The organism is Dyadobacter frigoris (assembly GCF_005280585.1).
Taxonomy (GTDB): Bacteria; Bacteroidota; Bacteroidia; order Cytophagales; family Spirosomataceae; genus Dyadobacter; species Dyadobacter frigoris.
Map to the genome: position 1 here is coordinate 361755 of NZ_SZVO01000009.1, position 23855 is coordinate 385609.

Here is a 23855-nt window from a genome sequence, read left to right on the forward strand (position 1 = left end):
GGCGGAAGGATTCAGGTTAAAATCCAGCCCGGTATTTATTGCGAAACACGAAACATGTATCCTTAACCTCAACAATGTAAAAGTATGAAATATGCTTTACTTTATCAATGCGGCTTTGCCCGCATAATTCCAGGTCGCGTCTGTTCAAAAAAGAGATTGTTTCCTGGTGGCTCAAAACTCAAAATAGTAAGAATTATGAAGCTCACCGCTTTGCTTTTTCTGGTAGCTTTTATGCAGGTCAGCGCAGGCGTATACTCACAAACCGTTAGACTGAACGAAAATAATAGCGGTCTGGAAAAAGTATTTAACGAAATAAGAAAGCAAACAGGATATAATTTCCTGTATAACAACAGATTGTTGAAAAATACATTGCCTGTAAATATTAGGGTCAATGGAGAAGAATTAAAAACGGTACTGGACCGGGTATTTGAAAACCAGCCGCTGAGCTACTCTATTATCGACAAAACCATTGTTGTAAAAAAGAGAAAACCAACCGCGGAAAATAATGCTCCTGTGAATCCGCAAAGCAGTTTGCCGGCCGCTGCGCTGGCAAAAAGTGACATTGGTCCTACGAGTCTTTTACCGGGTAAAGTGTCAGCATATCTTTTGACTGCGGCCGATGTTTCCGGAAAAGTGACCGACGAGAAAGGCGAGCCGCTTCCGGGTGTTAGTATTGTAATTAAAGGATTGCCACAAGGAACGACGACTTCTGCCGATGGCAGATTTTCTCTTTCTGTTCCAGGCACAAGCTCGGTTTTGATATTTTCCTTTGTAGGATATTTACCAAAAGAAGTGCCTGTTGGAAATAAAAGCGTATTAGAGGTAACGCTTTTGGTTGATACAAAAGCTTTGGAAGAAGTGGTTGTGGTAGGTTATGGCCAGATGAAAAGGGCGGATCTTACCACGGCGCAAACTTCGGTTTCGGCAAAAGATATTGGAAGAACAGTGAATACAACCATTGAACAGGCTATTCAGGGAAGAGCCGCGGGGGTATATGTCACACAGAATTCCGGGCAGCCAGGCGGTGGTATTTCTGTCAATATCCGTGGTGTCAATTCGATCAGCGGAAGCAATGAGCCGCTTTATGTGGTTGATGGTGTCCAAATTCCCGGCCAGTCGGTTTCTTACGGATCGCAAAGTTCTTCAAATCCGCTGGCAGGACTAAATCCTGCCGACATTGAATCGATTGAAGTACTGCAAGGACCTTCCGCAACCGCTATTTATGGTTCGAGGGCTACCAACGGGGTATTGATTGTAACGACCAAACGAGGAAAATCGGGTGATACTAAAATTTCCTACGGCTATCAGTATAGTTTGCAAACCGCTCCCGAGCCGCTTACGGTTATGAATTTGCAGCAGTATGCGCAAATGGTAGGCGAATATCATCAGCTTGCTGGAGGAAATACGCCAGCAGAATTTCTGGACCCTTCCTTGCTTGGAAATGGTACGGACTGGCAAAAAGAGCTTTTTAAAAGTGCTCCGATGAACAAACATCAGCTGAGTCTGAGCGGAGGTAACGATAAAACAACGTATTATCTGTCAGGAGAATATCTCAAACAGGATGGCGTAGCGCTGGGCTCAGGATTTAACCGGTACGGCTTCCGTCTTAATCTGGATAATAAACCAAGAAAATGGGCGTCTCTCGGAGCGAATTTAAGCTTTAACCAGACCAACGATAATCTGACAACCAGCCAGGAAAATGTCATTGCCAGTGCTTTACAGTTAACACCGCAGGTGCCGGTCAAAAATCTGGACGGATCCTGGGGCGGTGGTGATCTGAATAACGGAGCCAACCAGTTTGCACCGGTCAACCCGATTGCAATCGCAAATCTGACCACCAATAAACTACTCAGAAGACAGTTTTTGGGCGGATTAAACCTGGGTATCGAAATTGCAAAAGGACTGAATTTCAGATCTTCTTTTAATACCAATGTGGGCTATTCAAATTCAACCTATTACATCCCGACGTACTCGATCGGTTGGGCCAAGAATGTTGCCGCATCTCTTACCAACGGAACAGGCGTTAATACCTATTGGAACTGGAACCAGCTTTTGGAGTATGTAAAATCCTTTGGCAAACATAATATCAATGTGATGGTAAGCCATGAAGCGCAGGAATCTGCCTGGAAAAATGTGGGCGCCACAAGGACCGGATTTCTCACCAACGACATCCATGATTTGGCTGCGGGCGACGCGCTTACATCGAGCAACTCGGGCGGCTCTGGCAACTGGGCGATGGAATCGTATCTGGGAAGGCTTAATTACAACTACGCGGATAAGTATATCGTGATGGGAACCGTGCGACGCGATGGTTCTGCCAATTTTGGTAAGGATAACAAGTGGGGCTTTTTTCCTTCTGTTTCAGCCGCATGGAGAGTTTCCCAGGAAGCATTTTTCCACGTACCGGCCATCAGTGAGCTTAAATTAAGATTTGAAACGGGAATTACAGGAAATCAGGGAGGAAGCGGCGGAATCTATTCTCCCATGGGAACAGGAGCAACACCGACGTCAACCGGGTTTCTGCCAACAAAATACAGCAATCCAGGTCTTAAATGGGAAGAAACCAAAACCAATAATTTTGGTATAAATGTGGGGCTGCTTGATAACCGGATCCAGTTTGAGCTGGACTATTACATCAAAAATACAGACAACCTTTTGATGGAAAAACCGCTTCCCTGGTATATGGGAACAAACGGAACCGGCGCGGTAGCCTCGCCGACGGTCAATATCGGCGCGCTGCAAAACAAAGGTTTTGGCTTTACGATCAATACCACCAATATCAACAAAGGCGGTTTTAAATGGGAAACCAGTTTTAATGTTTCCAGTTTTAAAACAAAAATCAAATCGTTCTATTCTGAAAGCGCCTTCGTAGACCGCACTTCCTGGTGGATGCAGGATTGGACCCAGCGCTCGGAAGTGGGTAAAGCGCCCTGGCTTTTCAGAGGTTACAAGGAAGAAGGATTATTCCAGTCGGTTGCAGAGATTGATGCCAGTGCTGTACCTGTGGACAACAACGGAAACCGTTTGCCGACAAATGTGGATAATATCTGGGTCGGTGATGTCAAGTTTAAAGATTTGAATGGCGATGGGAAAATAGATGAAAATGACCAGACCGCAATCGGTAATCCCTGGCCAAAAATGTTTGCCGGTCTGACCAATACCTTCTCTTACAAAGGTTTTGACCTGAGTCTTTTGTTTACGAGTACGTATGGGAATGATATCTACAATTATCTGGGCAAGCTTAATACCAATGCGAGCAACATCAATTTAAGCCGTAACCTGCTGGTTCATGCCATGGATTATGCAAAGCCGGTCACCAATGAATCCGGCGAAGTAGTGCTGGCAAATCCGGGAACCGATGTAGCCAGGATTTCCAACGGTCCGAATGGCAATTTTACACGCCATACCGATAAATGGGTGGAAGACGGCTCTTTCATTCGGCTGAAAAACGTATCGCTGACCTACAATGTGCCAGCGTCGTTTTTGTCAAAACAAAAAATCGTAAGAGGAGCCAGGGTAAGTTTTGGTGCGCAAAATGTTTTGACATTCACCAAATATACCGGCTTTGATCCGGAGGTCGGGGCCTATGTGTCCCGGGATGCGAGTCCTGGTAACCAGGCTATTGGTCTTGATTACGGCCGCTATCCGCTGACTCCGGTTTATACTTTTAGTTTGGGTTTAGACTTCTAATTTTAAAAAAAACATGAAAGCTATTAAACATATATACTATTGGATTGCCGTTTTAATCCCGGTTTTGATTTTGTCGGCCTGCTCAGAAGATTTTCTGGAAAGACCGCCTCAGGATTCGATTGTCGATGCGAGCTTCTATCAAACCGATGACCAGGTACTGGCCGCCACGGCGCTTTTGTACAGCAAAGTCTGGTTTGACTACAATGACAAAGCCTCCTATAATTTGGGCGATTTTCGGGCCGGAACTGCATTTTCTGCCTACAATGACCGGGGAAATGTGCTTTTTAATACCACAGGGAACACACCTGAAAATGGTTCAGCCTGGCGATCTTTTTTCATTGTGGTAGGGCAGTCCAATCTTGCCATTAACAATATCAATCAGTTTGCCGGAACTGCCGTTTCGCCGACCGTTAAAAAAATGGCCATCGCCGAAGCGCGGTTCATCCGGGCGCTGGCCTACCGTTTTTTGGTGATGAACTGGGGCGCGGTACCAGTCATCGAAGACAATCTGAAACTTTTGTCGGATACCACCGTAAGCAGAAATACGCCGGAAAGTGTCTGGAAATTTATAACCAGCGAGATGCGTTTGGCTGCGAACGATCTTCCTGAAACACCGATCCGCACAGGACGGGTTACGAAATGGTCGGCAGAAGGGATGCTTGCAAGATTTTATCTGAGCCGCTCTGGCGTGGAATCAAACGGATCCGGACAAAGAAATCAGATGTTTCTTGACAGCGCCAGGTACTATGCCGAAAGAGTCATTACCAGGAGCGGTGCTTCTTTGGTGAAAAATTACTCTGACCTTTTTCTTTTCCCGTACGATAATAATACTGAATCGCTGTTTTCATTGCAGTGGGTGTATTCTCCTGGCGCTTACGGCACCCAGAATACATCGCCGGCTTACCTGGCTTACAGCTCTGACATAGCCAACGGAGACGGTTGGGGTGGTGATAAAAGTGCAACCTGGTGGATGATCAGTCAATATGATGGTATTAAAGCCACCGCTACCGGAATGCAGGGAAGAACGCTTGACCAAAGATTGAAAGCAACATTTATGCTTCCTGGCGCATCGTATCCTGAAATCACACAGTCCATAACGGGTGGCGAGCAGAAACTGATATTTCCTTTCACAGGCACTGACAACAATTTTCTTTCGATCAAAAAATACATTACCGGGAAGGCGAAGGATGTTGGCGGACTCTCCGCATCTCAAAACTATGGAAACGATACCTACATGATGCGTCTTGCGGAAATGTATCTGATTTATGCTGAGGCGGTTTTGGGTAACAATGCTTCGACAACTGATGCGGTCGCACTTGCCCATTTTAACAAAATCCATATGCGCGCGGGTCTTGCGGCTTTCGAAGGACCTTTGACTATGGACGCGATTTTCAAGGAAAGAACTCTGGAGTTTGCCATGGAAGGGATGTCCTGGTATGATCTGGTTAGTCTGCATTATTACAATCCGGCCAAAGCGTATGCCATTTTGAACGCACAGGACCGCGGACTTTTCTTTACCGTACCGGACCAGTTTCCTAATCCGACTTCGTGGACATTTACCAAAACATCCTGGGCGACCAACGAGCGGACGATTAATGCCAACAGCGGTAATTTTCTTCTGCCGATTCCTTCGGCGGAGCTGAGCCAGGCGCCTAATCTTCAAAAGCCGGCAGTTGATTATTACAAAAAATAAATCCTGTTTTTGTATCAAAAAAGCATTATTCAATGAAGACTATATATCAATCCCTAATGCTGTTTGCACTGTTATCGGCGATGGCATTTATTACTATTTCCTGCTCAGAGGATGAGCTGCCCGGCGGCGGCGTTCCGAGTATCAAGTATGTGCGTGTTACCAAACCTGAATCTTCCGACTCGCTTTTAGTGGGCGCTTTTCAGGGAACCTTGATCGCCATTGTGGGTGAAAATTTACAGGATGCAGAGCAGATCTGGTTTAACGACCAGCGCGCTACGCTGACACCTACTTATGTGACCAGCAAAACAATTTTGGTCAGTATTCCAAGTGTCATTCCAAAAGATATTACCAATAAAATGAAGATCGTTTTTTCTGGTGGATCGACTTTGGAGCATGATTTTAAAGTGCAGATCAGCGAGCCCGTTCTGTCCAGTATGGCCTGCGAATATGTGGCTGCGGGTGAGATCGCCACAATAAGCGGTGATTATTTTTATGAGCCTTTGACAGTGACATTTGCGGGCGGGGTAAAAGGAGAGCTGGTCTCTGTTGAAGACAAAACGATCAAAGTGCGCGTGCCGACTGGTGCAACGGCCGGGCAGCTAACGGTAACCACGAATTTCGGGGAGACAAAGTCAGATTTCTGGTTCCGTGATAACCGCAATATTTTCCTGAGCAGCGATCCTTTCACAGGCTGGTGGAATGAAAAATATGTCGTTACCAAGCCAGGAACGGCTGATCCTGTGGCTATTAATGGAAATTATATCCATGTGAAAGAAGTCATTGCCGGATGGGCATGGAAAGAAGTGGCCGGTGGTCCGCCGGATGCTATGGGCGCTATCAGTAAAAATGTTCCGGACGAAGCGATCCTTAAACCTGCCGATTATAATCTGAAATTTGAGGTGAATACAGTGAAGCCTTACAATAATAATATGCTGAAAATCAACGTAGGGTTGAGCAGCGATTTTGTAACGGATGCCTACCAATGGGCGCCGCCTTATGATACAAAAGGAGAATGGAAAACCGTCGTTATTCCTTTTGAGCAGATCGCGGCAAGCTACGAAGCGGCCGGTGTGAAACTGGCAGTAAATCCTAACGGCTACTATACCCGGTTGTTATTTCATGGCGGAGGAGAGCTTGATGCGGACATTTCGCTTGACAATTTCCGTGTGGTTCCAAAAACAATTAAAAAATAACCCTATCCCGAAATCAACATGAGAAAAATACATAATAAGAGGCTTTTTTCAATCCTGTGCATGATCCTGTTCGTGGGAATTTTGATAGCCTGCAAGGAAAACGAGGTTGCCACTACCGATGATGTACAGCTTTTAAGCTTTGGTCCGTCTGGTGTAAAACCCGGCGATCAGATCAGCTTTATCGGTACTAATCTTGATAAGGTAACGGCCATCGAACTAAAAAACGCAAGCGTGCCCAGTTCTGCTTTTGTCAAGCAATCTTCTGAATTAATAATTTTGGTCGTGCCTAATGAAACATCGGAAGGTATAGTTACTTTGAAAACGGCGAATGGAGATATTGTCTCCAAAACAATTTTGAGCTTTGAAGTTGCCGTTAAAATAGAATCCGTGCCGCAGTCAGCGCGCCCGGGTGAAAATATTACCATTAAAGGCCAGTATTTAAACTGGGTAAAACAGGTGCGTTTTGCCAAAGACACGGCCATCATCAAATTCGTCAGCCAGAGCCTGAACGAACTTGTGGTAACAGTTCCCTTTGGCGCCCAAACCGGGCCGCTGATTTTTTCAACAAGCGGCACCGAGCCTTTGAGCATTGAAACAGAAAAGGATCTGATTATTGCTTTACCTTCTCTTAAATCAATAGCGCCGAATCCGGCTGAAAGAGAAAAAGAACTGACCATAACGGGCAATGATCTGGATCTTGTGCAAGGTGTATTACTGAAAGGTTTGACATCGCCGGTTACTGAATTTGTATCGAAAACAGCCGCACAGCTTGTTTTGAAAATCCCGAAAACGGCGAACAAGGGAAAAATTACGCTGGTGGCTTATTCGGGTATTACGATTGAATCTGTTGATGCACTTAAATTCGTAGGTGATCTGCCTGATCTTGCACCCTTGAAATATGCAATTTATGAAGATGCCATACTGAACGGCTGGTCAAACTGGGGCTGGGGGAGCACAGCGGATTTTGCGAGTACGGCCAATGTTCGGGATGGTAATGACGCTGCAAAAATGACTTTCACCGGAGCATGGGGCGCATTAAAATTTGCAGGTGCAAGCGTGTCGACAGCCAGTTATTCTGAGATTACTTTTTCGATTTATGGTGTGGCTGGAACGGAAGGGAAGAAACTTAACGTAGTTGCTAATTCAGCAAGTCCCTATGTGATCGTCTTGAAAGAAGGGGTCTGGACGGAGTACAGGCTTACTAAATCCGATCTTGGTAATCCTGCAACAATTACAGAATTAATGTTTCAGGAAACGGGCTGGTCTGGCTCGGTTTACCTGGATCACATTGGCCTGAGATGATAAAGCTTACCCTCCCTATAATGTAAACAAAGGGTACAGAGGTACCCTTTGTTTACATTATTCCTACGCCCTTACCAAACTATAATGCTGGCTGATCGCTGGCTTAAACCAATTAGATGATGCCCTTTATAAAGAAATATTTTTCCAAAATCCTTCTCCCTTTATGGGTGATGATCATTATCTTTTCCTGCAAAAAAACAGAAGTAATTTCTTCCGGTCAGGGAACTACGGATCAGGAGATAAAGCCCGCTACGGATCCGGAAACTGCAAAAACCATGGGATTGTTTTTGGATACCTGGCTGCCCAAAACTTTCACGGTTCCGGGTTTTACAGAATCTGATATTCCTGCCTCCACGGCCGTTACTGTCACTGTGGATGCCTCAGAGGTCGTCACAAAAATTCCGCTGACAAGTTTTGGGCACAATGCCAATACGTGGATGACGCCGATGGTAACCGAGCCGGTCTTTATGAACCATATTACTAATCTGAAACCCAATATTATTCGCTTTCCAGCCGGCAGCGGTAGCGATGTTTATTTTTGGAATGCTAAACCCGGCGGACTACCCGCTGATGCGCCGACTATGCTTACCGATAAGGATAATGTGAAAAAGGAACCAGGTTATGGTTTTGGCAGAACCAATGACAACTGGCGCGCTTCCCTGGATAATTATTATGATATGCTCAGCCAAAGTGGCAGCAGAGGCGTTTTGACCATGAATTATGGTTACGCCCGATACGGCACAAGCGCTGATCCGGTAGCAACGGCTGCGCATCTTGCAGCGGATTGGGTGAGGTACGACAAGGGACGGACGCAGTACTGGGAAATCGGGAATGAAAATTATGGGGACTGGGAGTGGGGATACCGGATCGATGTATCGAAAAATAAAGACGGACAGCCTGAATATTTAACGGGTAAACTTTACGCTCAGCACTTTAAAGTGTTTGCCGATTCGATGCGAAAAGCTGCCGCAGAAGTGGGTGCCAAAATCAGTATCGGTGCGGTAATGTATGAATCACTGCCCGAATCCTGGCAGACCAATACGGTCAAAACCTGGAATGAAGGTATGCTTCCAGAGGCCAATAACAAGCCGGATTTTTACATTGTCCATAATTACTTTACGCCTTATGATGAGAATTCAACTGCTGCGGTTGTTTTGGGCGCGGCATTTTCCCAGCCTGCAAAAATGATGAATTATGTAACTCAGACCATCGCTGCAAATGGTGCTGTCATAAAACCAGTTGCGATGACCGAGTGGAATATGTGGGCAAAAAGCTCGAAACAGCAGGTTTCCAATGTCAGCGGTGTTTTTGCTGCGCTTGTTGTTGGAGAATCGCTCGTTAATAAATATGGTTTGGCGGCCCGTTGGGACTTATTGAATTTCTGGGCGGAAGGCGATGATCACGGACTCTTTAGTGACGGGACTGAGCCAAATGTGGCAAAATGGACGCCAAGACCCTCATTTTATTATCTGTATTTTCTTCAAAAAAACATGGGTGACCGGCTGGTGAAATCGACGGTTCAAACTGGAAATACAGCCATTAAATCCTACGCTTCCACGTTTTCGTCCGGTGAGGCTAACGTGGCGCTGGTCAATATTTCTGCTTCCGCCCAGACGGTGGAAGTGAAATTCGACAATCTTAAAAAAGGTGACCGGTTTTATTGGTACACTCTGGAGGGAAGCACTGACAACGGTGAATTTTCCAGAAAGGTACTCATCAATGGTGTTGCGCCCGTTGGCATTGCCGGCGGTCCGGCCGATTATGCTACCTTAAAAGCAAAATCGGCACTTTCAAAAAATGGAATAAAGGTGACCGTCCCGGCAAGAGGTATGGTCAGTGTTGTGGTTGGAAAGTAAGCGTTTGATTGGGCTGAACAGGGCATACATTTTTTTAGTCGGCTCAGCACTTAGAAGCCCGAGCGGCAGGGAGAAACGCCGGCTTTTCTCAAATTAAACTATCAGAACAGCAAAAAAACAATAAGCCAGACCTTTAAGATCCGCTTTAAAGACTTTATTTCTAAGATGCAAATGCAGCGGATCAAGGTATAGGTTTCAGCTTAACGAAGGGCGCCAAAAAAAGAAAAGGATCATACTGTTTAAGTCACTCTGTCAGAAATTCGGTGATCCCGATAAGTGATTTTTTGAAACTTTTCACCTGCCGGATTTCTTAAAAATCTCATCATTCAATGAAAGTGAGGTTATATTCGCTGATTATACTTTCCATCTTTCTGGCCTTCCACAGATGCCGATTTGGAAGCAAATAACCTCTCGATCCAAGCTTTTACTCCAAATGTCTGGTAAATAGCCAGAGCCTGCAATCAAAGGTAGCAGGCGAGCTTGAATTCACAGAAAAAATACAGGTTTGAAGTGTTAAGTTCTGCAATAATTATTTAATCCGTAAAAGGTAATGACAGTCCTGTACCTGAGCTTACTCTTCCTTTCACCGCTCACCAGTGAGCACTTTAATGTGTCTTTAAAGGCAGCGTGCTTGTCTTGCGATTGCTCCAAAAAGCAGTACACATTTTTGCACATCATAATGCCAAACAGGGAGTTCAGGAAGTGATTAAGATCTGAATCAGCCTAAGTTGATAATTGAGCCCTGTCCTATAGAAGTCTCATCAGGAACTTATACCCAGCTGGTCGACAAACTGCTGATAATCCATTCGGCTGAGGTCTTTGAGTTTGGCATTTATGTTTTTGCGGTGCGTTTCCACTGTGTAATAGCTTAGTGTCAATTTATCTGCGATTTCGCCGGTACTGAGACCCTTTTCAACCCATCTGAGTATTTCCACCTCTCTTTTGGTGAGTTGGATTTTAAGTTGAAAAGAATCGTTCTTCGGCAAATTTTTGCTTTGAATATGATCAGGAAATACGTTTTTACCCATCATCACCGCCTGTAGCGCTTCAATGAGCTGCTGATACGGAGTAGTTTTGGTAATGTAGCCGTTTACACCAGCGGCCATAAAACGCTGGATTTCCTTTTTGTCGGCATACATGCTGATGACAACTATTTTACAACTCGCGTTTAGCGCCTTTAACTGGCGGACTACTTCCAGTCCGTCTGTTTCAGGCATATTATAGTCGACCAGAATGAGATCCGGACGGTACATTTGATAAGAATAGAGCGCGTTTTTACTTTCATACACCTGTTTCACCACCTGAAAAGAAGTGCTTTGAGAAATAATATGCGCCAACCCGTCATTAAAGAGCGCGTGGTCGTCGATGATCATTATTTTAGTCTTCATATATTTGTTTCGATGATGATGCTGATACCATTTCCAGCAGATGAGTCAATCGTTAAACTGAAACTGCCGAGCTCGGCCCGTTTAAACATGTTTTTTACACCCAGGCCTTTTGTGTTTGTTTTTAGATCGAAGCCAACGCCATCGTCTTCGATACTGATCTGAACTATATTGTTCTGCAAAAAAGCCTGAATAGTAAGTTCCTGAGCATGAGAGTGTTTGATAGCATTGGTAAAAACCTCCTGAATGACCAAATAAATATTTTGCTGTTTTAAAATACTTAACCCGTTGACTTTCCCCTCGGAATAATCCAGAAATTGAAAGGAGATGTCAGAAAAATCGTTGAAGCGGTCCACAAGATTGTCAATTTTTTCTGTCAGAAGAAGGTCATCATCCTTCACCAGATTGTGACTCATAAACCTGATCTCTTTTATGGCTTCGTTTACCAGCATCTCTACCTTTCCTAAATCAACCTGACGTGCGTTTAGATAACCCAGCGAGGATGCCAGGGTATTACCAAGCTGGTCGTGCAGATTTCGGCCTATTTTCTGCACCTCTTCTTTTCGCATGTCATCCATGCTCAGCTTGATACCCGTGAGCCGCCGTTCCAGTTCAGCTTTGCTAGTAAGCTGGTACAAGAGCTGTTTCAGTGTAAAATACGCCATCATCGCCGTGGCCAGCGTAATGTATGGTCTGGTAAAGGTTGCGTAAAAGCGCTCAGAAAAATTAAATAGATTCAGCGGAAGATTAATCATCGTAGGACCAAAGGCCAATGCAACAATGCCCAATAACCATTTCTGACCGGTTTGCCTGTAAACCATGTAAGCCACATAAACAAAACATCCTATATTCAGTACGGCAAACGAAGTAAAGCTATAAATGTATAAAACGTTAAGAAATGGAGCAGATATCAGCATCAGCAGTGCCATCAGGGCGTTGAGCGCGAATAAAGCTGCTGCTATTTTTTTGTATACCGGTGCTTTAATACTATAATTTTTCAGGATTTCATATCCGTAAGGATGAAAAAGCGCGTTAAGCAGAAAAGACAGAAAACCTCCTGTGTTATAGTTTTGTATACCCGTAAATACCGGGAATGGCAGGCTGTCCCAATAGTTGTGCACATAAGCATAAAGCATAAAAACACAGACAGAAACTGTGCCGAAAAAGGTCATCAAACGGTTGCGATACAGTATCCCGATGAGTAGAGATAACAATGCGATGACCAGTACGGAGGAAACATTGAAAGCATTCCAAATGGTGAACAGATATTGATGTTGCAGGAAGCTTTTTTCCTCAAACAGACTGAAGTCGAGTTCTGTAGCTCCCATTAAACGTGTGCTGCGTATTAGCAGGTAGGTGGTATCGGATGGTGGAAGGTCGATAGCGAATGCAAAATCGTTGTAGGGATAAGCCCGCTCCGATATTGGTGTGGATCGATCGACCTCACCGGTCAATGTAACTTTTTTACCAGTGACGTGAAATAATTCGAGCTTGTCGCAGCGCAGATGCTCTGTAACAAGGGATGTTTTCAAGGGTTTTTTTTGCTGGTTTACCAAAGCTATATATACCCAGGAGAACCTATTTTTCAACGTTGAACCCAGCACCAAGGGGCCATTGCCTGCTGGTGTTTTAAATGAAGCAAGTTTCTTCAAAACCTGGAATGGACTTTCCTTTGCAAAATCGGTGCTGTACTGCATCGAAGCGTTAATTTTCTCTTCCGAAAATCCTTCGGCTACTATGAGCGGAGCACCCGGTACCACCGGTGGTTTTCTACCACTTTGTATACAGGATACCATCGCAAAAACGATCGCCAGCAATAGACCCTGGATGTATGAAATGCTCTGAAGCAAGGCTTGTCCTTTATGAATGAAGATGTAAAGTTGGAAATAAAAAAACCTCGAAAAAATACCTGAAACAGGTAATGCTGCAAAAAATGCAATCTGTATCCTGCTTTGAAAAGTGTCTCCACTAGCTATAATTGGCTTGGGGCGCTAATAGACTGAACATGGAAAAGGGCAAAAACGTAGGGCTGAATACGCAGGATAGCAGTCAGGCAACGGCAGGTGCATTGACACTCGCCTAATATAAATTCTACAAAATATTACCGATTCAGGTATAGAAATATTTCGAAAAACCGAAAAAAATACCTGACTCAGGTATTTTTTCTGACAGCAGACAGGTCGTGCTTTGCAGGTGAATCAACGTTATATGAAATTTCAACTTCACATGTATGATACCCTCTCCTTACAAAAGTGTTGCAGCAGACCTTGTTCAGAAAGTCCCGGACTTGCTCGACTTCAGAATGAACCATTTCCACTTCTTTTCAGCACTCCTTTTTTGCATTTGTGCCGTACAGGACAGAAGCGTAAACGCATTTAACTAGTGTCTCATCTGAAAAATATTCACTGCTGCTAAGGGCCCGGTTCATTTTCTATCGGTAAGAATTCTGCAAAAAAGTGACTTTATTGGAAGGATTAAGATATACCCAGGCTCATCCAAGTATGCCTTAACTCAAATTTAAAAAATGAATAAAATACTTATACTTACGGTACTATCGATGCTTGGCATTACACTGCATGGCCAGCAGCTCGGAGCGGCGGCCGGTGTACCCGCGGCGCTTTACTCCGCATACCGGGACCAGAAGCCACTAGCGACTGCCTCTGAAAAAGCCATCATCGCCGTGGACGCTGTAAATACGATAAACATTACCTCCTCTATCAATACCAATGTGTTTAAAGTGGCTCACAAAACCGTCTCGGGATGGATGAACGAGGGTTCATCCGCCGTGACGGGAGCACTTTTTGCCGGTACGGTGACTGGTAAAACCACTTTATCATGGAGTTCTTTTACGCTGGGTGCCGTGTCTCAGGCAGCGCTGCCGGTCATGCTCGTCAGTTTCATTCCAAAAGAAGCCGAAGGCAATGCTGTACTGAACTGGCAAACCACCATGGAGGCCGAGGCCTCGCATTTTCATCTCGAACGCAGTGTAGATATCCGTACTTTCGAAACGACAGGACGGGTGCAAGCCGCCGAAAACAGCACCGCTGTACACACGTATTATTTACCTACACCAGGCTAAGTTCACTTGCACGCTTGTTAGATCAGGATGGCTCCATTAAAAAAAGCGATGTAGCTATGACTACCCGCGTTTATCCTAATACGGTACAAAGAGCCAGTCGGTTTCCGGCAGTTTCAGTTTCCAAACGCCCATTCGATTAAGCCATAGCTTACACCTTAACATGCCGGGAAAGACTAGGCCTCTATGCCTTGCACCGGCAAATTGAGGTTGATGATTCTGGCTTGTACAATAGTACCTGTAATTTTATATGTACTATGGTAACAATACAGACCTAAAAAATACAAAGTATGTAAATTTCGTCATTCATGATACAGTATGCATTTTTATTTAAAATAGAATTAATTCCGGAAATGCTTTGGGGGTAGGTGTAACTCCGGATTGTACGGGCTTTTTGTTTTTGCGATGATAATAGGACTATTATGGACAAATTAGTTTGTACTCGTTTATGAATTAGATATATAATTTACTTAATGTTTGTTTAAATGACCTCCTCAATAAAAACTCCAACTCTCACGCGTTTAATTGACAAAAGAAAACTTATTGTCAATGACGTGCAAAATTCGATTCAAAAGCTATCTTCACTAAGCTATAATTTGTCTGCATTAGAAAACTCTTATACCACTACTACTTCGAGAGAAGAAGATTTTGATGAAGATCAAAAGTCTAATGCAGAAGGGATTCAAATGCTCGTTAGAGAAATTGAATTGGAACAAAAGCACCTATTTAAGTTAAAAGAACGCTTTTCAAAAAAAAATATAAGTATAGGTGTTTTGGGATTGGCAAGGCAGGGGAAAAGTACCCTTTTGCAAAGCCTGTCCGGTTTGAATTCTAAAATTATCCCAGGCGGAAGCGGACTACACTGTACAGGGGTGAAGAGTTTCATCACGAATAGTGAAAGCGAGGTGATTGATATAGGGGTGAAATTTTATACCCGGGAGCATTTTTTTCAACATAGAATCCTTCCCTATTTTAGAGATCTGGGGATTACACCCATTCCCAAGAATCTTGCGGAATTTGAAGTGTCGGAATCGCCGGGGCCAAAAGAGGGCGAAAATCCCGCAGCTATTTCGAAATATAAAAAACTGAGGGACATCCACGATAATTTATCCAAATTCAATTATTTACTTACAGGTCTGTCAAAGCGTATATCTATTGATGAAATTCAGGAGTACGTCATTCAGCATGATGAAAACAGGAACCCGATTTACAAATATTTGTCGGTAGAGCAGTTGGATATAATCTGTCCGTTTCCTTACAGTGACTTAGGAGACCTGACCCTAATCGATATGCCTGGAATTGGTGATACAAGCACAATCGATGAAGGTGCAATGGTCAAAGAGCTGGTAAATAAAGTTGATTTTTTGTTATTTATCAGGAAGCCTGATCCGTTAGGGGACGTTTGGGGTAGTGTTGATCTGGATCTATACGATGCCTGTAGCAAGACTATCGCCGAATTGGGAATACCTGCCGTAGGTATAAAGGACAACTCTTTCTTAATATTAAATCATGTTAATATTAATCCGGCGCTGAATAATTACCGTAATTGTCAGGATATGGCCGATGGTGCTGAAAGAAACGGGATGCAGTTTTCAGATGTGGCCATTATTGATTGCATGAATAAGGAGGAAGTGTCCCAAAAAATACTGGGTAGTATTTCATCCTCCTTTGTAAATAAAATAAGTCAGCTGGATGACAGTATTATCTCTCATTCAAAAAGTAATCTTTTGTCCATATTTAACCGTGCGATAGCGTTTATTGCTCATCTTGAAAAGCTGGAGGTTCCAGAAAATGACCTGGATTTATATATATTCAAAGAGCTTTTCAATAGTTTATGGAATTTTCAAACGAATGAATTTGAAAATCTCCTGGAACAAAAATATTCCTTAAAAAATGAAGCAAATGCATTAACATATAATCATTTCTTAGAGACCGAGCGGAATATTAAAGTACTCTTAAATAAATTAACAGAAACAGATATTAATTTAAGTAGAAATTCACTCGGTTCTTTTAATAAGGCCTATGAAGATTTTCTTAATGAATATAAAACGCATATTACAAACGAGTTTTCTCAACTCGACGATATTCTACTAAAAACACTGCGGGAAATTAAAGGAGAGGTATATTCCATACTAAGAAATCAGGGCAGACTCAGTTATATTGATCAAGTAAATGGGGCACCCTTTGACAGAATTCTTTTAGATGAAGTCGACAATATATCTGAGCTTAGGAATTCAATTTCATCTTTTAGGAATTTTCAGCTGTCTTATTTAGGTTTTCTACATTTTAAGATAAGGGAACACCTGGATATTTTAACGCCCGATTACCTGGAAATCCGGCTATCACGCAGTGATTCGGCGAGTGATATTTTGCGATATGTCAGGCACTCGGTAGAGGCGTGTTTGTATCAGATTCAAAAGGAGTTTAGAAAATGGTCGCAAGATATCAACATGATATTGTTTTCACTGCTTGAGGAGTTTTTAAATCAGATATTCAGATCAAAGCACGCGAAAGATAACTGGGAGATTTTTTATCAGCGGAACAGGGTGAAAATATGGCCTGAGCGGTTTGGCGTGGCCGAGGAAAAACAAAATCAATATGCAAAGTTTAAGCTTTACATCGAAAATACTAAAAAAGTGACAAACGAACATATTTTAAATATTCATGAATAACCTCATAAGTGTATCGGTTTTGGGAGTATCGAAAGCCGGAAAAACCTCCTGTCTGGTTTCTATGCTTGATCATTTCAAAAAGGATTTTTTTGAAAATATAGATCTTCATTTTACAATAGATGCTCTTTCCCAAAGAATATTGATGGAACAAAGAGGTAAATTGATTAGCTCACTGGATAAGGGGGCGATAGAATCTACAAATGGAATCAGGTCAACCCGAGAGGTGACTAAATATAACTTGAAGTTGGGGCAGAAAGGTAGTGATTCCGAATCTTTGATGGTTGAATTTATTGATTATCCCGGAAGCTGGCTAAATAACGGCAATAGTGCTGATTTTGCTAATGTGAAGCAATTTGCAGCTAATTCCCAGGTACTGATCATACCCATTGACTCGGCCTATTTAATGGAAATGAATGATGATACGCAGCCGGATATCATACTTGAAATATTGAAAGATGTATATGCTGATCTGAGTCAACCCCGTTTGGTAATCTTTACTCCCATTAAATGTGAAAAATACTATGGTACAAATGATTCAAATCGGAATAAAGCTTATCACGCACTTTTATTGAAAATTCAGGAGAAATATGAGAATGTTTTATCCTTTTTAACAGATAAGTCCAGAAAGAAAAATATTTCGATTGTGATCATACCGATGCAGACTCTGGGCAGTTGTAAGCTGATGTATTTTTCTGAGCCTGAATATGGTGTTAAAGATCCGGTATTTGTTGTAACCCAACGAGGAGTCTATTCACCCAAAAATACAGATCAGCCTTTTTTATATCTTCTGAGTTTTATTTTAAAAAATCAGTATGAAAGTAAAAATACCGGATTTCCCGGCTTCGTAAGACGGTTATTGAAAAATCACAAATATCTGAATGTTACGTCGGAACAATTGTTGCAATTATGTTCTAATACTAACGGGATAAAAGTATTACAAAACTCCCATATAACGACATTCTAAATAGTTAGTTCAGGTTATTATTCCAGCATATTACCAGACTTTAAATTGAGAGAAGGACAATAGAAAGCGACGTGTCTTCTTTCAAAAACGTTCTGATCGCTCTTAAGTCATATAAGCAACAGCCGAATAACCATCCTGGGTATCCGGGGCTCCGGCGGCCGGATACTTGCTATGGGCGGCAAAATTAAAGGTTTAGGTATAATCTATTCCCGCGGGTAACGGTAGAAAAATTCATTGTTATCCATAGTCATGTGGCTTTGAAAAAGTCTATGATCATAAAAGACCTGGTTGCAGCAGATCATTCAGCCATTACTAATTCCGGAGAAGCTTATCAGGATTCCCGTAGCCGACTTTGACGATACGAGAAGCGCTTTCCTATTTTTTGAATACCTGATGGCTAATGTTCCTCCTCCTCTGTCAATTATTCCTGCAAACATTTATATGTCAATTTTCACCATATCAAATAACTCAACCCATGAAAAAAATCTTCACATTTTTGGCTGCCATTTGTAGCCTAAGCATTGTCCACGCACAGACGACTACCATCACCGGGCTGATGGGCGCGGGGTGGTGATGGCCATCAGTTGTCGTATTGACGAATGGAAATTATGTAGTTGCAGACATGTCATGGGATAATGGTGCCATTGCAGATGTAGGGGGCAGTATACCTGTACAATGGTAAAACACACGCATTGATAAGCACCCTTACAGGTAGTACAACTGGCGACAACATTGGTAGTGTTGGCATAACAGTTCTTCCCAATGGCAATTATTTGATTAGACGTTATCAATGGGATAATGGTGCAGCAGCAGATGTTGGCGCTGTAACGTGGTGTAGTGGTACTGAGGGATTAAATGGCGTTTAAGCAGCAGCAATAGTCTGGTGGGTACACAGCTAATGATTATGTAGGTATTGTTAAAGTTCTTGATAATGGCAATTATGTGGTGCGTAGCCCCAATTGGGATATGGGGCAGCTACTGATGCCGGGGCAGTGGTACGTCAGGGGTGTCTGGTTTTGTAAGCAGTTCTAATAGCCTGGTGTCTTTAAAAAATGCTACGCCGAATTAATAGCAGGATTCATAAACAACAAGGTGGTTTATACTTGGAATGATGGAGGGAAATCATGATCGTGATTTGTCCAGTCTGGATGGATAGCCATATGCTTATTTAAAATAAGGGAATATAATGTGTCTTTTAAAAGCCCGATATTTTGATTGTGTTCAGCTGAGATAAATACAGTATCACATGCATGGGCGTTTGGGTAACTTTTTTGAAATTGAATTACAGATAGTTCTGTGTTGCTCGTATCAGCGTTCTGCCTGGTAGCACCGTTCGGGTTATTATACAAATCAATTTTATTGAATACCAATAATGTTGGCGTATGCAGCACGCCGATCTGCTCCAGTGTTTTATGTACCACTTCAAGATGCTCAGCGTAGGAGGGGTTTGAAATATCCTCGATCAAAAGAAGGATGTCAGCCTCACGCATTTCGTCCAGCGTAGATTTAAATGATTCAATAAGCATCGGTGGCAGTTTGCGAATAAAGCCAACCGTATCGGTGAGAAGAAAGGGGACATTATGGATCTGAACCTGACGGACTGTGCTGTCTATCGTTGCAAACAGTTTGTTTTCGACGTGAACATCTGCTTTTGATAATAGCCGCATCAGTGTGGATTTACCTACATTGGTATAGCCCACCAGCGTGACGCGGACCAACGCGTCGCGCTCTTTGCTCCGTGTTTGACTTTGAATGTCGACCTTTTTGAGTTTATCTTTTAGAAAGGAAATTTTTTCCCTGACCAGACGACGGTTCGTTTCAAGTTCTGTTTCACCTGAACCCGCGGTAGCCGCTGCGCCTGCATTCTGTTGGCTAATAGGCGTCCAAAGTCGGCGGGGGTACAGGTATTGATACCGGGCTAATTCAACGGCAAGCTTTGACTGGGCCGACTGCGCGCGCATGGCAAAGATTTCAAGGATCAATATACCCCGGTCCATAATTTTTACGTCCTGCAGAACGCTTTGCAGGTTTCGCATCTGGGCAGGGGAAAGATCATCATCACAAATGAGCATGTCTACCGGACTTGTCACAAGATAAGCTGCGATTTTCTGCAGTTTTCCTTTCCCTACATAGGTGCGTTTGTCAGCATGTTCAAGTTTTTGAATAAACGAGTGCATGGTTTGTATTTCCAGGGTCTGAGCCAGGAAGGCTAGCTCCAGAAGATATTCCTGTGTTTTATAGGTATTTTGTTTCTTGGTACTTACCGCCACAAGAACTGCTTTTTGCTGCTGCGGTTGGTTATCGAATAATTGTTTTCTGCTACGCATGGTAAATCATTTATTGTGATCATGGCAAACTTCGTTTAGCTGCAAGCAAGGTCTTGGTCAAGCAGCTTATGGCGTGCAGACGCTTTGGATCGTGCTGATGATGGTAATGGAAAAAACAAGGCAGATGCACAGATTGACAATTGATCCCATCAGCGCGTGATGCTTGCCTGATCCGGGTTTAAAGGGCATTACCTGCAGGTAGACACAGATAAGCGAAATAATCAGGTAGCAGGTGACCATCAAACGGATATCACCCCATAACTTCCCTTTGCTGATCCACAAGGCTTTCGACTGGGTAAAGCCCTCGGTGATCATGAAACGTTCTGGCAGCGAACTGATCATTGCCCAGCTGTAGATTATGGTCGTAACAACCGCAATGAAGGACAAAACATTAAGGATCTGAAGATATTTAATGTATTTCTGGTAGGTTTTCATGACAGTGTCAGGCGTTACTTACAATGCTCAAGCTCTGATTCATTTTCCTGCTCCTGGGGTTCATCCGAAGCCGGCGTGTACAACATCGCCGTGCAAAAACAGTTTTTGCAGTCTTTGCCCAGCAGTGTCTGGTAATTCACGCAGCTCTTGCAGCCATTCCAGAATTTTTTCTCTGTTGTGATTTCACTGTATGTGACCGGCTCAAAACCAAGACGCGTGTTTAGTTTCATCACGGCTGAGCCGGTGGTAATACTGAATATTTTTGCCGAGGGATAAAGTTTCCTTGACAGATCGAAAACACTTTGTTTAATGGCTTTGGCGACACCGCACTGACGGAAAACAGGCGAGACAATCAGTCCGGAGTTGGAAACAAAGCTATTGTTCTCATAGGTTTCAATGTATGAAAATCCAGCCCAGTGGTTACCGCTCGTAACAGCGATTACCGCCTTTCCCTCGATCATTTTTCGGATGACTGAAATCGGGCTTCGCTTGGAAATGCCGCATCCGCGCAGCAAGGCCGACCCATGCATCTCCTCAGTGATCAGTTTGGCGAAGATCCAGTCCTGCCTTGTTGCCAGACGCAAGGTAATTTCTTCGGGCGCAGGGTTATGCTCTTCTTTTTTTGCCTGCGATCCCTTATCGATCTGTGTGATAAAGATTTTATAAAAATCTTCCGGAATAAAGAATTTTAAGCGCTTTTTTTCAGCCTCGTCTTTCTGCGTAAAGGGTAGAAAGGAATAGATGAAGCTTTTTTCAACAGCACTGCGGACTATTGAATCTCCCTGGTTGAGCAGTGTACCAGCCAGCGAAAAGCACTTGCGGGACAAATTCAGGTTGTAGTCCGCGACTGCTTCTTTGGAAAAATCAAGAAGGCGCTGTATCGATTTATAAATGTCGTTGCCAAGCGAGCTATTTTTGTATAAACGGGCTAATTGTGGGAACTGGGTTTCTATTAGGGTGATACCTTCGCACTGGGTAATCATGGTCTTTACTAGATTGGTTGATTCTAATACCTTACTTTAAATACCCGTACCCAGGGTGTGAAAATAACGATTATAATTTTTATGTACTGATAATCAGATATTTAAATGATTGAAAAGATTTCTTCCACTTCGCAGGTACTTATCAAAATGATAACTATTATCATTTTGAATGACCAGGCCTGGTTATGAGAATTCAGCCAGATCAAAGTAGAAGGTACTTCCCATTCCAATCTCACTGGTCACGCCGATGTGGCCACCCTGCGCTTCAATGAACTCTTTGCTGATTGCCAGCCCAAGCCCTGTACCTGTCTTTGCGCTTCCGGGCACCTGAAAATAGCGGTTGAAAATCTTGCTGCGGTAACGGCTGTCAATACCTTTGCCTTCATCTTTAACCGAAAACTGGATCAGGTTTCCGAGTCTTTTAATTTGGACATGAATTTGTCCGGAGGGGCTCGAATAGCGGATGGCATTGGTAAGGAAATTAATCATGACCCAGGCTGTTTTTTCCGTGTCTGCTTTTATGCTGGGAAGATTTTCTTCGGAATTGACAATAAGCTCGACTTGTTTTTGTTCAGCCTGCACCTTGACAGCATCAAGGGCATACTCGAGTATTTTTGCCGGGCTGGACTCCTGGATACTTAACTGGATGTTGCCGGTTTCTACCTGCGACATGTTAAGAAGTTCCCCCGTGATTTTCAGCAGCCGGTCACTGTCCTCTTTGATGCTATCAATTAACTGGTGCTGCTCAGCGTTAACAGGGCCGGTATTTTGGTTTTCGAGCAGCTGCAAGCTCATTTTAATAGAGGCAATCGGCGTCTTGAGCTCGTGTGAGACCGTTGCTATAAAATTGGTTTTGGCAAAATCCAGTTCTTTAAAAGGGGTAATGTTTTTCAGAACGATCACCTGGCCAATAAGTTTTTTCTCTTTCTCTCCTGTAGGAACAATGGTGATGTTGACGACCTCCTTTTCAAAATAGCTTTCTTTTTCGTCAGCATATATTTTTATAGAGTCCGCCGGATGCTTGTTTTCATCGACATTCTGGGAAAGATCACCGATCAACGACCGGACCAGATCGTTCGAGACGGCAACATCCTGCGCCGTTTTTCCGATCACATCTTCGATTCTAAGGCCTGAAATTTTTAAAGCCTCATTGTTGATGAACAAAATTCTTTTATTTTCATCCAGGCCAATCACAGGTTCGTGCATATTGTTGATCAGCGTTTCGATCCGCTTTTTTTCAATCAATAATTTTGAAAGGTTGCTGCTATTGTACTCTTCAAGCTTTTCAGCCATCGAGTTAAAGGAGTCGGCCAGCTCCCCAAATTCGTTCTTACTTTTGTAGTACACTCGTTGTGAGTAATTCTTTGCGGCAATTTCCCGGATGCTGTCGGTGAGCTCGCGGACGGGGTTGGCAATGTTGCTTGGCAAATTGATCAGTAGGGTAATGCCAAGCAGAAAACAGATGGTACTTGACATCACAATCCATATATTGGCTGTCCGGGCTGTCTCCTTGGCAATATCACTTTTGCGCTGAATGGCTATCATATTCAGGCGCATGATCTCCGAAATGTCTTTTCTGATCAACAGATGCAGCGTTTCATCCTTGGGATTTGCTTTCAACAGCTGTAAATGGTGACTAATCTGATCGGTTGCCTGGGCTTCGCCCTGTTCGGTGACGTTGTTTTTTTGTTTATCCAGGTTTTTTTCGAAATCATCAAATCCATCCGACTTAAGTTGTATTTCATCGAGTGCCATCAGCATATTCCTTGCATATTCCAGGGTATTGTAGTTGGCGATCAGGATGTTTTCTGAATCGTTTTTCAAGGCATTGATATTTCTGATCCCCACCGAGGACAGCAGTAAAATCATAAAAAACAATAGGCCAATACCTAATGTGAGTTTCGTTTTAATTTTCATGATAAAATAACAAGGTCAATTTCAGAGACAGACAACTTTTTCAATAACTGGTTAAAGATATTAGTAGCCAAAATTACTTTAAACAAACTCATATGCGGCTTTCCGATACAAATTGTTGTGATTTGTCTTTGCTCGGCAACTTCCATAATGGTTCTGGAAACATGTGCGCTTTCGACCCGGATTATTTCGCCTCCCAATTCAGTGGCCAGTTTGAAATTATTGATCAGATGGCGTTGTTTGTCCAGCGCAATTTTATCCATACTTTCCTTCGGCGTTTGCACATAAAGCAACACCCACGGACTGTTATAATAACTGGCAAGCCTCGCTGTTTTTCTAATGACATTTTTCGAAGTTTGTGCATT

Annotated in this window: 18 protein-coding genes; 11 read left to right on the forward strand and 7 right to left on the reverse strand. The window is 43.2% G+C overall.

Going from position 1 to position 23855, the window contains the following annotated elements; genetic code table 11:
- Positions 1-195: 195 nt before the first annotated feature.
- From FDK13_RS20375 to FDK13_RS20395, 5 genes are all read left to right on the forward strand, one after another.
- A complete protein-coding gene (locus FDK13_RS20375) occupies positions 196-3690 on the forward strand; it encodes a TonB-dependent receptor (protein ID WP_170982862.1) in 3495 nt (1164 codons plus the stop codon).
- Positions 3691-3703: 13 nt separating this feature from the next.
- Positions 3704-5383, forward strand: coding sequence for a RagB/SusD family nutrient uptake outer membrane protein (locus FDK13_RS20380; RefSeq protein WP_137341845.1), 1680 nt, complete (start codon positions 3704-3706; stop codon positions 5381-5383).
- A gap of 32 nt (positions 5384-5415) precedes the next feature.
- The gene (locus FDK13_RS20385; RefSeq protein WP_137341846.1) at positions 5416-6576 is read left to right on the forward strand and encodes a glycan-binding surface protein; all 1161 of its coding nucleotides are present in this window, start codon (positions 5416-5418) and stop codon (positions 6574-6576) included.
- A gap of 18 nt (positions 6577-6594) precedes the next feature.
- Positions 6595-7878 (forward strand): hypothetical protein, encoded by a 1284-nt coding sequence (locus FDK13_RS20390; protein ID WP_137341847.1) that lies wholly within the window; start codon positions 6595-6597, stop codon positions 7876-7878.
- A gap of 116 nt (positions 7879-7994) precedes the next feature.
- Positions 7995-9734: a hypothetical protein gene (locus tag FDK13_RS20395; RefSeq protein WP_220417399.1), complete on the forward strand. Its 1740-nt coding sequence runs from the start codon at positions 7995-7997 to the stop codon at positions 9732-9734.
- Positions 9735-10495: 761 nt separating this feature from the next.
- Here FDK13_RS20395 and FDK13_RS20400 read toward each other — a convergent pair.
- Together FDK13_RS20400 and FDK13_RS20405 are read right to left on the reverse strand one after the other, a co-directional pair.
- Positions 10496-11122, reverse strand: coding sequence for a response regulator (locus FDK13_RS20400; protein ID WP_137341848.1), 627 nt, complete (start codon positions 11120-11122; stop codon positions 10496-10498).
- Positions 11119-12969, reverse strand: coding sequence for a 7TM-DISM domain-containing protein (locus FDK13_RS20405; RefSeq protein WP_137341849.1), 1851 nt, complete (start codon positions 12967-12969; stop codon positions 11119-11121). Before FDK13_RS20405 ends, FDK13_RS20400 begins: the two co-directional genes overlap by 4 nt.
- Positions 12970-13643: 674 nt before the next feature.
- Between FDK13_RS20405 and FDK13_RS20410 the strand changes: the two genes are divergently transcribed.
- The 6 genes from FDK13_RS20410 (at position 13644) to FDK13_RS36675 (ending at position 18863) form a co-directional block, all read left to right on the forward strand.
- The gene (locus FDK13_RS20410) at positions 13644-14198 is read left to right on the forward strand and encodes a hypothetical protein (RefSeq protein ID WP_137341850.1); all 555 of its coding nucleotides are present in this window, start codon (positions 13644-13646) and stop codon (positions 14196-14198) included.
- Between the two features lie 482 nt (positions 14199-14680).
- Positions 14681-16867, forward strand: coding sequence for a dynamin family protein (locus FDK13_RS20415; RefSeq protein ID WP_137341851.1), 2187 nt, complete (start codon positions 14681-14683; stop codon positions 16865-16867).
- On the forward strand, positions 16860-17831 hold the full coding sequence (locus FDK13_RS20420) for a TRAFAC clade GTPase domain-containing protein (protein WP_137341852.1): 972 nt from the start codon (positions 16860-16862) through the stop codon (positions 17829-17831). Before FDK13_RS20415 ends, FDK13_RS20420 begins: the two co-directional genes overlap by 8 nt.
- Positions 17832-18423: 592 nt before the next feature.
- Positions 18424-18513, forward strand: a complete 90-nt coding sequence (locus FDK13_RS36670; RefSeq protein ID WP_220417400.1) for a hypothetical protein — start codon at positions 18424-18426, stop codon at positions 18511-18513.
- 10 nt (positions 18514-18523) lie between these two features.
- On the forward strand, positions 18524-18697 hold the full coding sequence (locus FDK13_RS35505) for a hypothetical protein (protein ID WP_170982863.1): 174 nt from the start codon (positions 18524-18526) through the stop codon (positions 18695-18697).
- Between the two features lie 46 nt (positions 18698-18743).
- Positions 18744-18863 carry a hypothetical protein gene (locus tag FDK13_RS36675; RefSeq protein ID WP_374756108.1) on the forward strand — a complete coding sequence of 40 codons (120 nt, stop codon included), beginning with the start codon at positions 18744-18746 and terminating at the stop codon, positions 18861-18863.
- Between the two features lie 65 nt (positions 18864-18928).
- Here FDK13_RS36675 and hflX read toward each other — a convergent pair whose 3' ends face one another.
- The 5 genes from hflX to FDK13_RS20445 all read right to left on the reverse strand — a co-directional run.
- Positions 18929-20158, reverse strand: coding sequence for a GTPase HflX (gene hflX, locus FDK13_RS20425; RefSeq protein ID WP_137341853.1), 1230 nt, complete (start codon positions 20156-20158; stop codon positions 18929-18931).
- Positions 20159-20224: 66 nt separating this feature from the next.
- Positions 20225-20593: a hypothetical protein gene (locus FDK13_RS20430; protein WP_137341854.1), complete on the reverse strand. Its 369-nt coding sequence runs from the start codon at positions 20591-20593 to the stop codon at positions 20225-20227.
- 14 nt (positions 20594-20607) lie between these two features.
- Complete coding sequence (locus tag FDK13_RS36175) at positions 20608-21576, reverse strand: DUF7674 family protein (protein WP_229216129.1); 969 nt, start codon at positions 21574-21576, stop codon at positions 20608-20610.
- 183 nt (positions 21577-21759) lie between these two features.
- Positions 21760-23493: a HAMP domain-containing sensor histidine kinase gene (locus FDK13_RS20440; RefSeq protein WP_137341855.1), complete on the reverse strand. Its 1734-nt coding sequence runs from the start codon at positions 23491-23493 to the stop codon at positions 21760-21762.
- Positions 23490-23855 (reverse strand): universal stress protein (locus tag FDK13_RS20445; RefSeq protein ID WP_170982864.1); only part of this gene is annotated, 366 nt, incomplete at its 5' end. The genes FDK13_RS20445 and FDK13_RS20440, both read right to left, overlap by 4 nt.

Excerpts from the sequence above, each read along its gene's own strand:
- FDK13_RS20375 (WP_170982862.1), top strand. The coding sequence starts at position 196 with ATGAAGCTCACCGCTTTGCTTTTTCTGGTAGCTTTTATGCAGGTCAGC.
- FDK13_RS20380 (WP_137341845.1), top strand. The coding sequence starts at position 3,704 with ATGAAAGCTATTAAACATATATACTATTGGATTGCCGTTTTAATCCCG.
- FDK13_RS20385 (WP_137341846.1), top strand. The coding sequence starts at position 5,416 with ATGAAGACTATATATCAATCCCTAATGCTGTTTGCACTGTTATCGGCG.
- FDK13_RS20390 (WP_137341847.1), top strand. The coding sequence starts at position 6,595 with ATGAGAAAAATACATAATAAGAGGCTTTTTTCAATCCTGTGCATGATC.
- FDK13_RS20395 (WP_220417399.1), top strand. The coding sequence starts at position 7,995 with ATGATGCCCTTTATAAAGAAATATTTTTCCAAAATCCTTCTCCCTTTA.
- FDK13_RS20400 (WP_137341848.1), bottom strand. The coding sequence starts at position 11,122 with ATGAAGACTAAAATAATGATCATCGACGACCACGCGCTCTTTAATGAC.
- FDK13_RS20410 (WP_137341850.1), top strand. The coding sequence starts at position 13,644 with ATGAATAAAATACTTATACTTACGGTACTATCGATGCTTGGCATTACA.
- FDK13_RS20415 (WP_137341851.1), top strand. The coding sequence starts at position 14,681 with ATGACCTCCTCAATAAAAACTCCAACTCTCACGCGTTTAATTGACAAA.
- FDK13_RS20420 (WP_137341852.1), top strand. The coding sequence starts at position 16,860 with ATGAATAACCTCATAAGTGTATCGGTTTTGGGAGTATCGAAAGCCGGA.
- hflX (WP_137341853.1), bottom strand. The coding sequence starts at position 20,158 with ATGCGTAGCAGAAAACAATTATTCGATAACCAACCGCAGCAGCAAAAA.
- FDK13_RS20430 (WP_137341854.1), bottom strand. The coding sequence starts at position 20,593 with ATGAAAACCTACCAGAAATACATTAAATATCTTCAGATCCTTAATGTT.
- FDK13_RS36175 (WP_229216129.1), bottom strand. The coding sequence starts at position 21,576 with ATGATTACCCAGTGCGAAGGTATCACCCTAATAGAAACCCAGTTCCCA.
- FDK13_RS20440 (WP_137341855.1), bottom strand. The coding sequence starts at position 23,493 with ATGAAAATTAAAACGAAACTCACATTAGGTATTGGCCTATTGTTTTTT.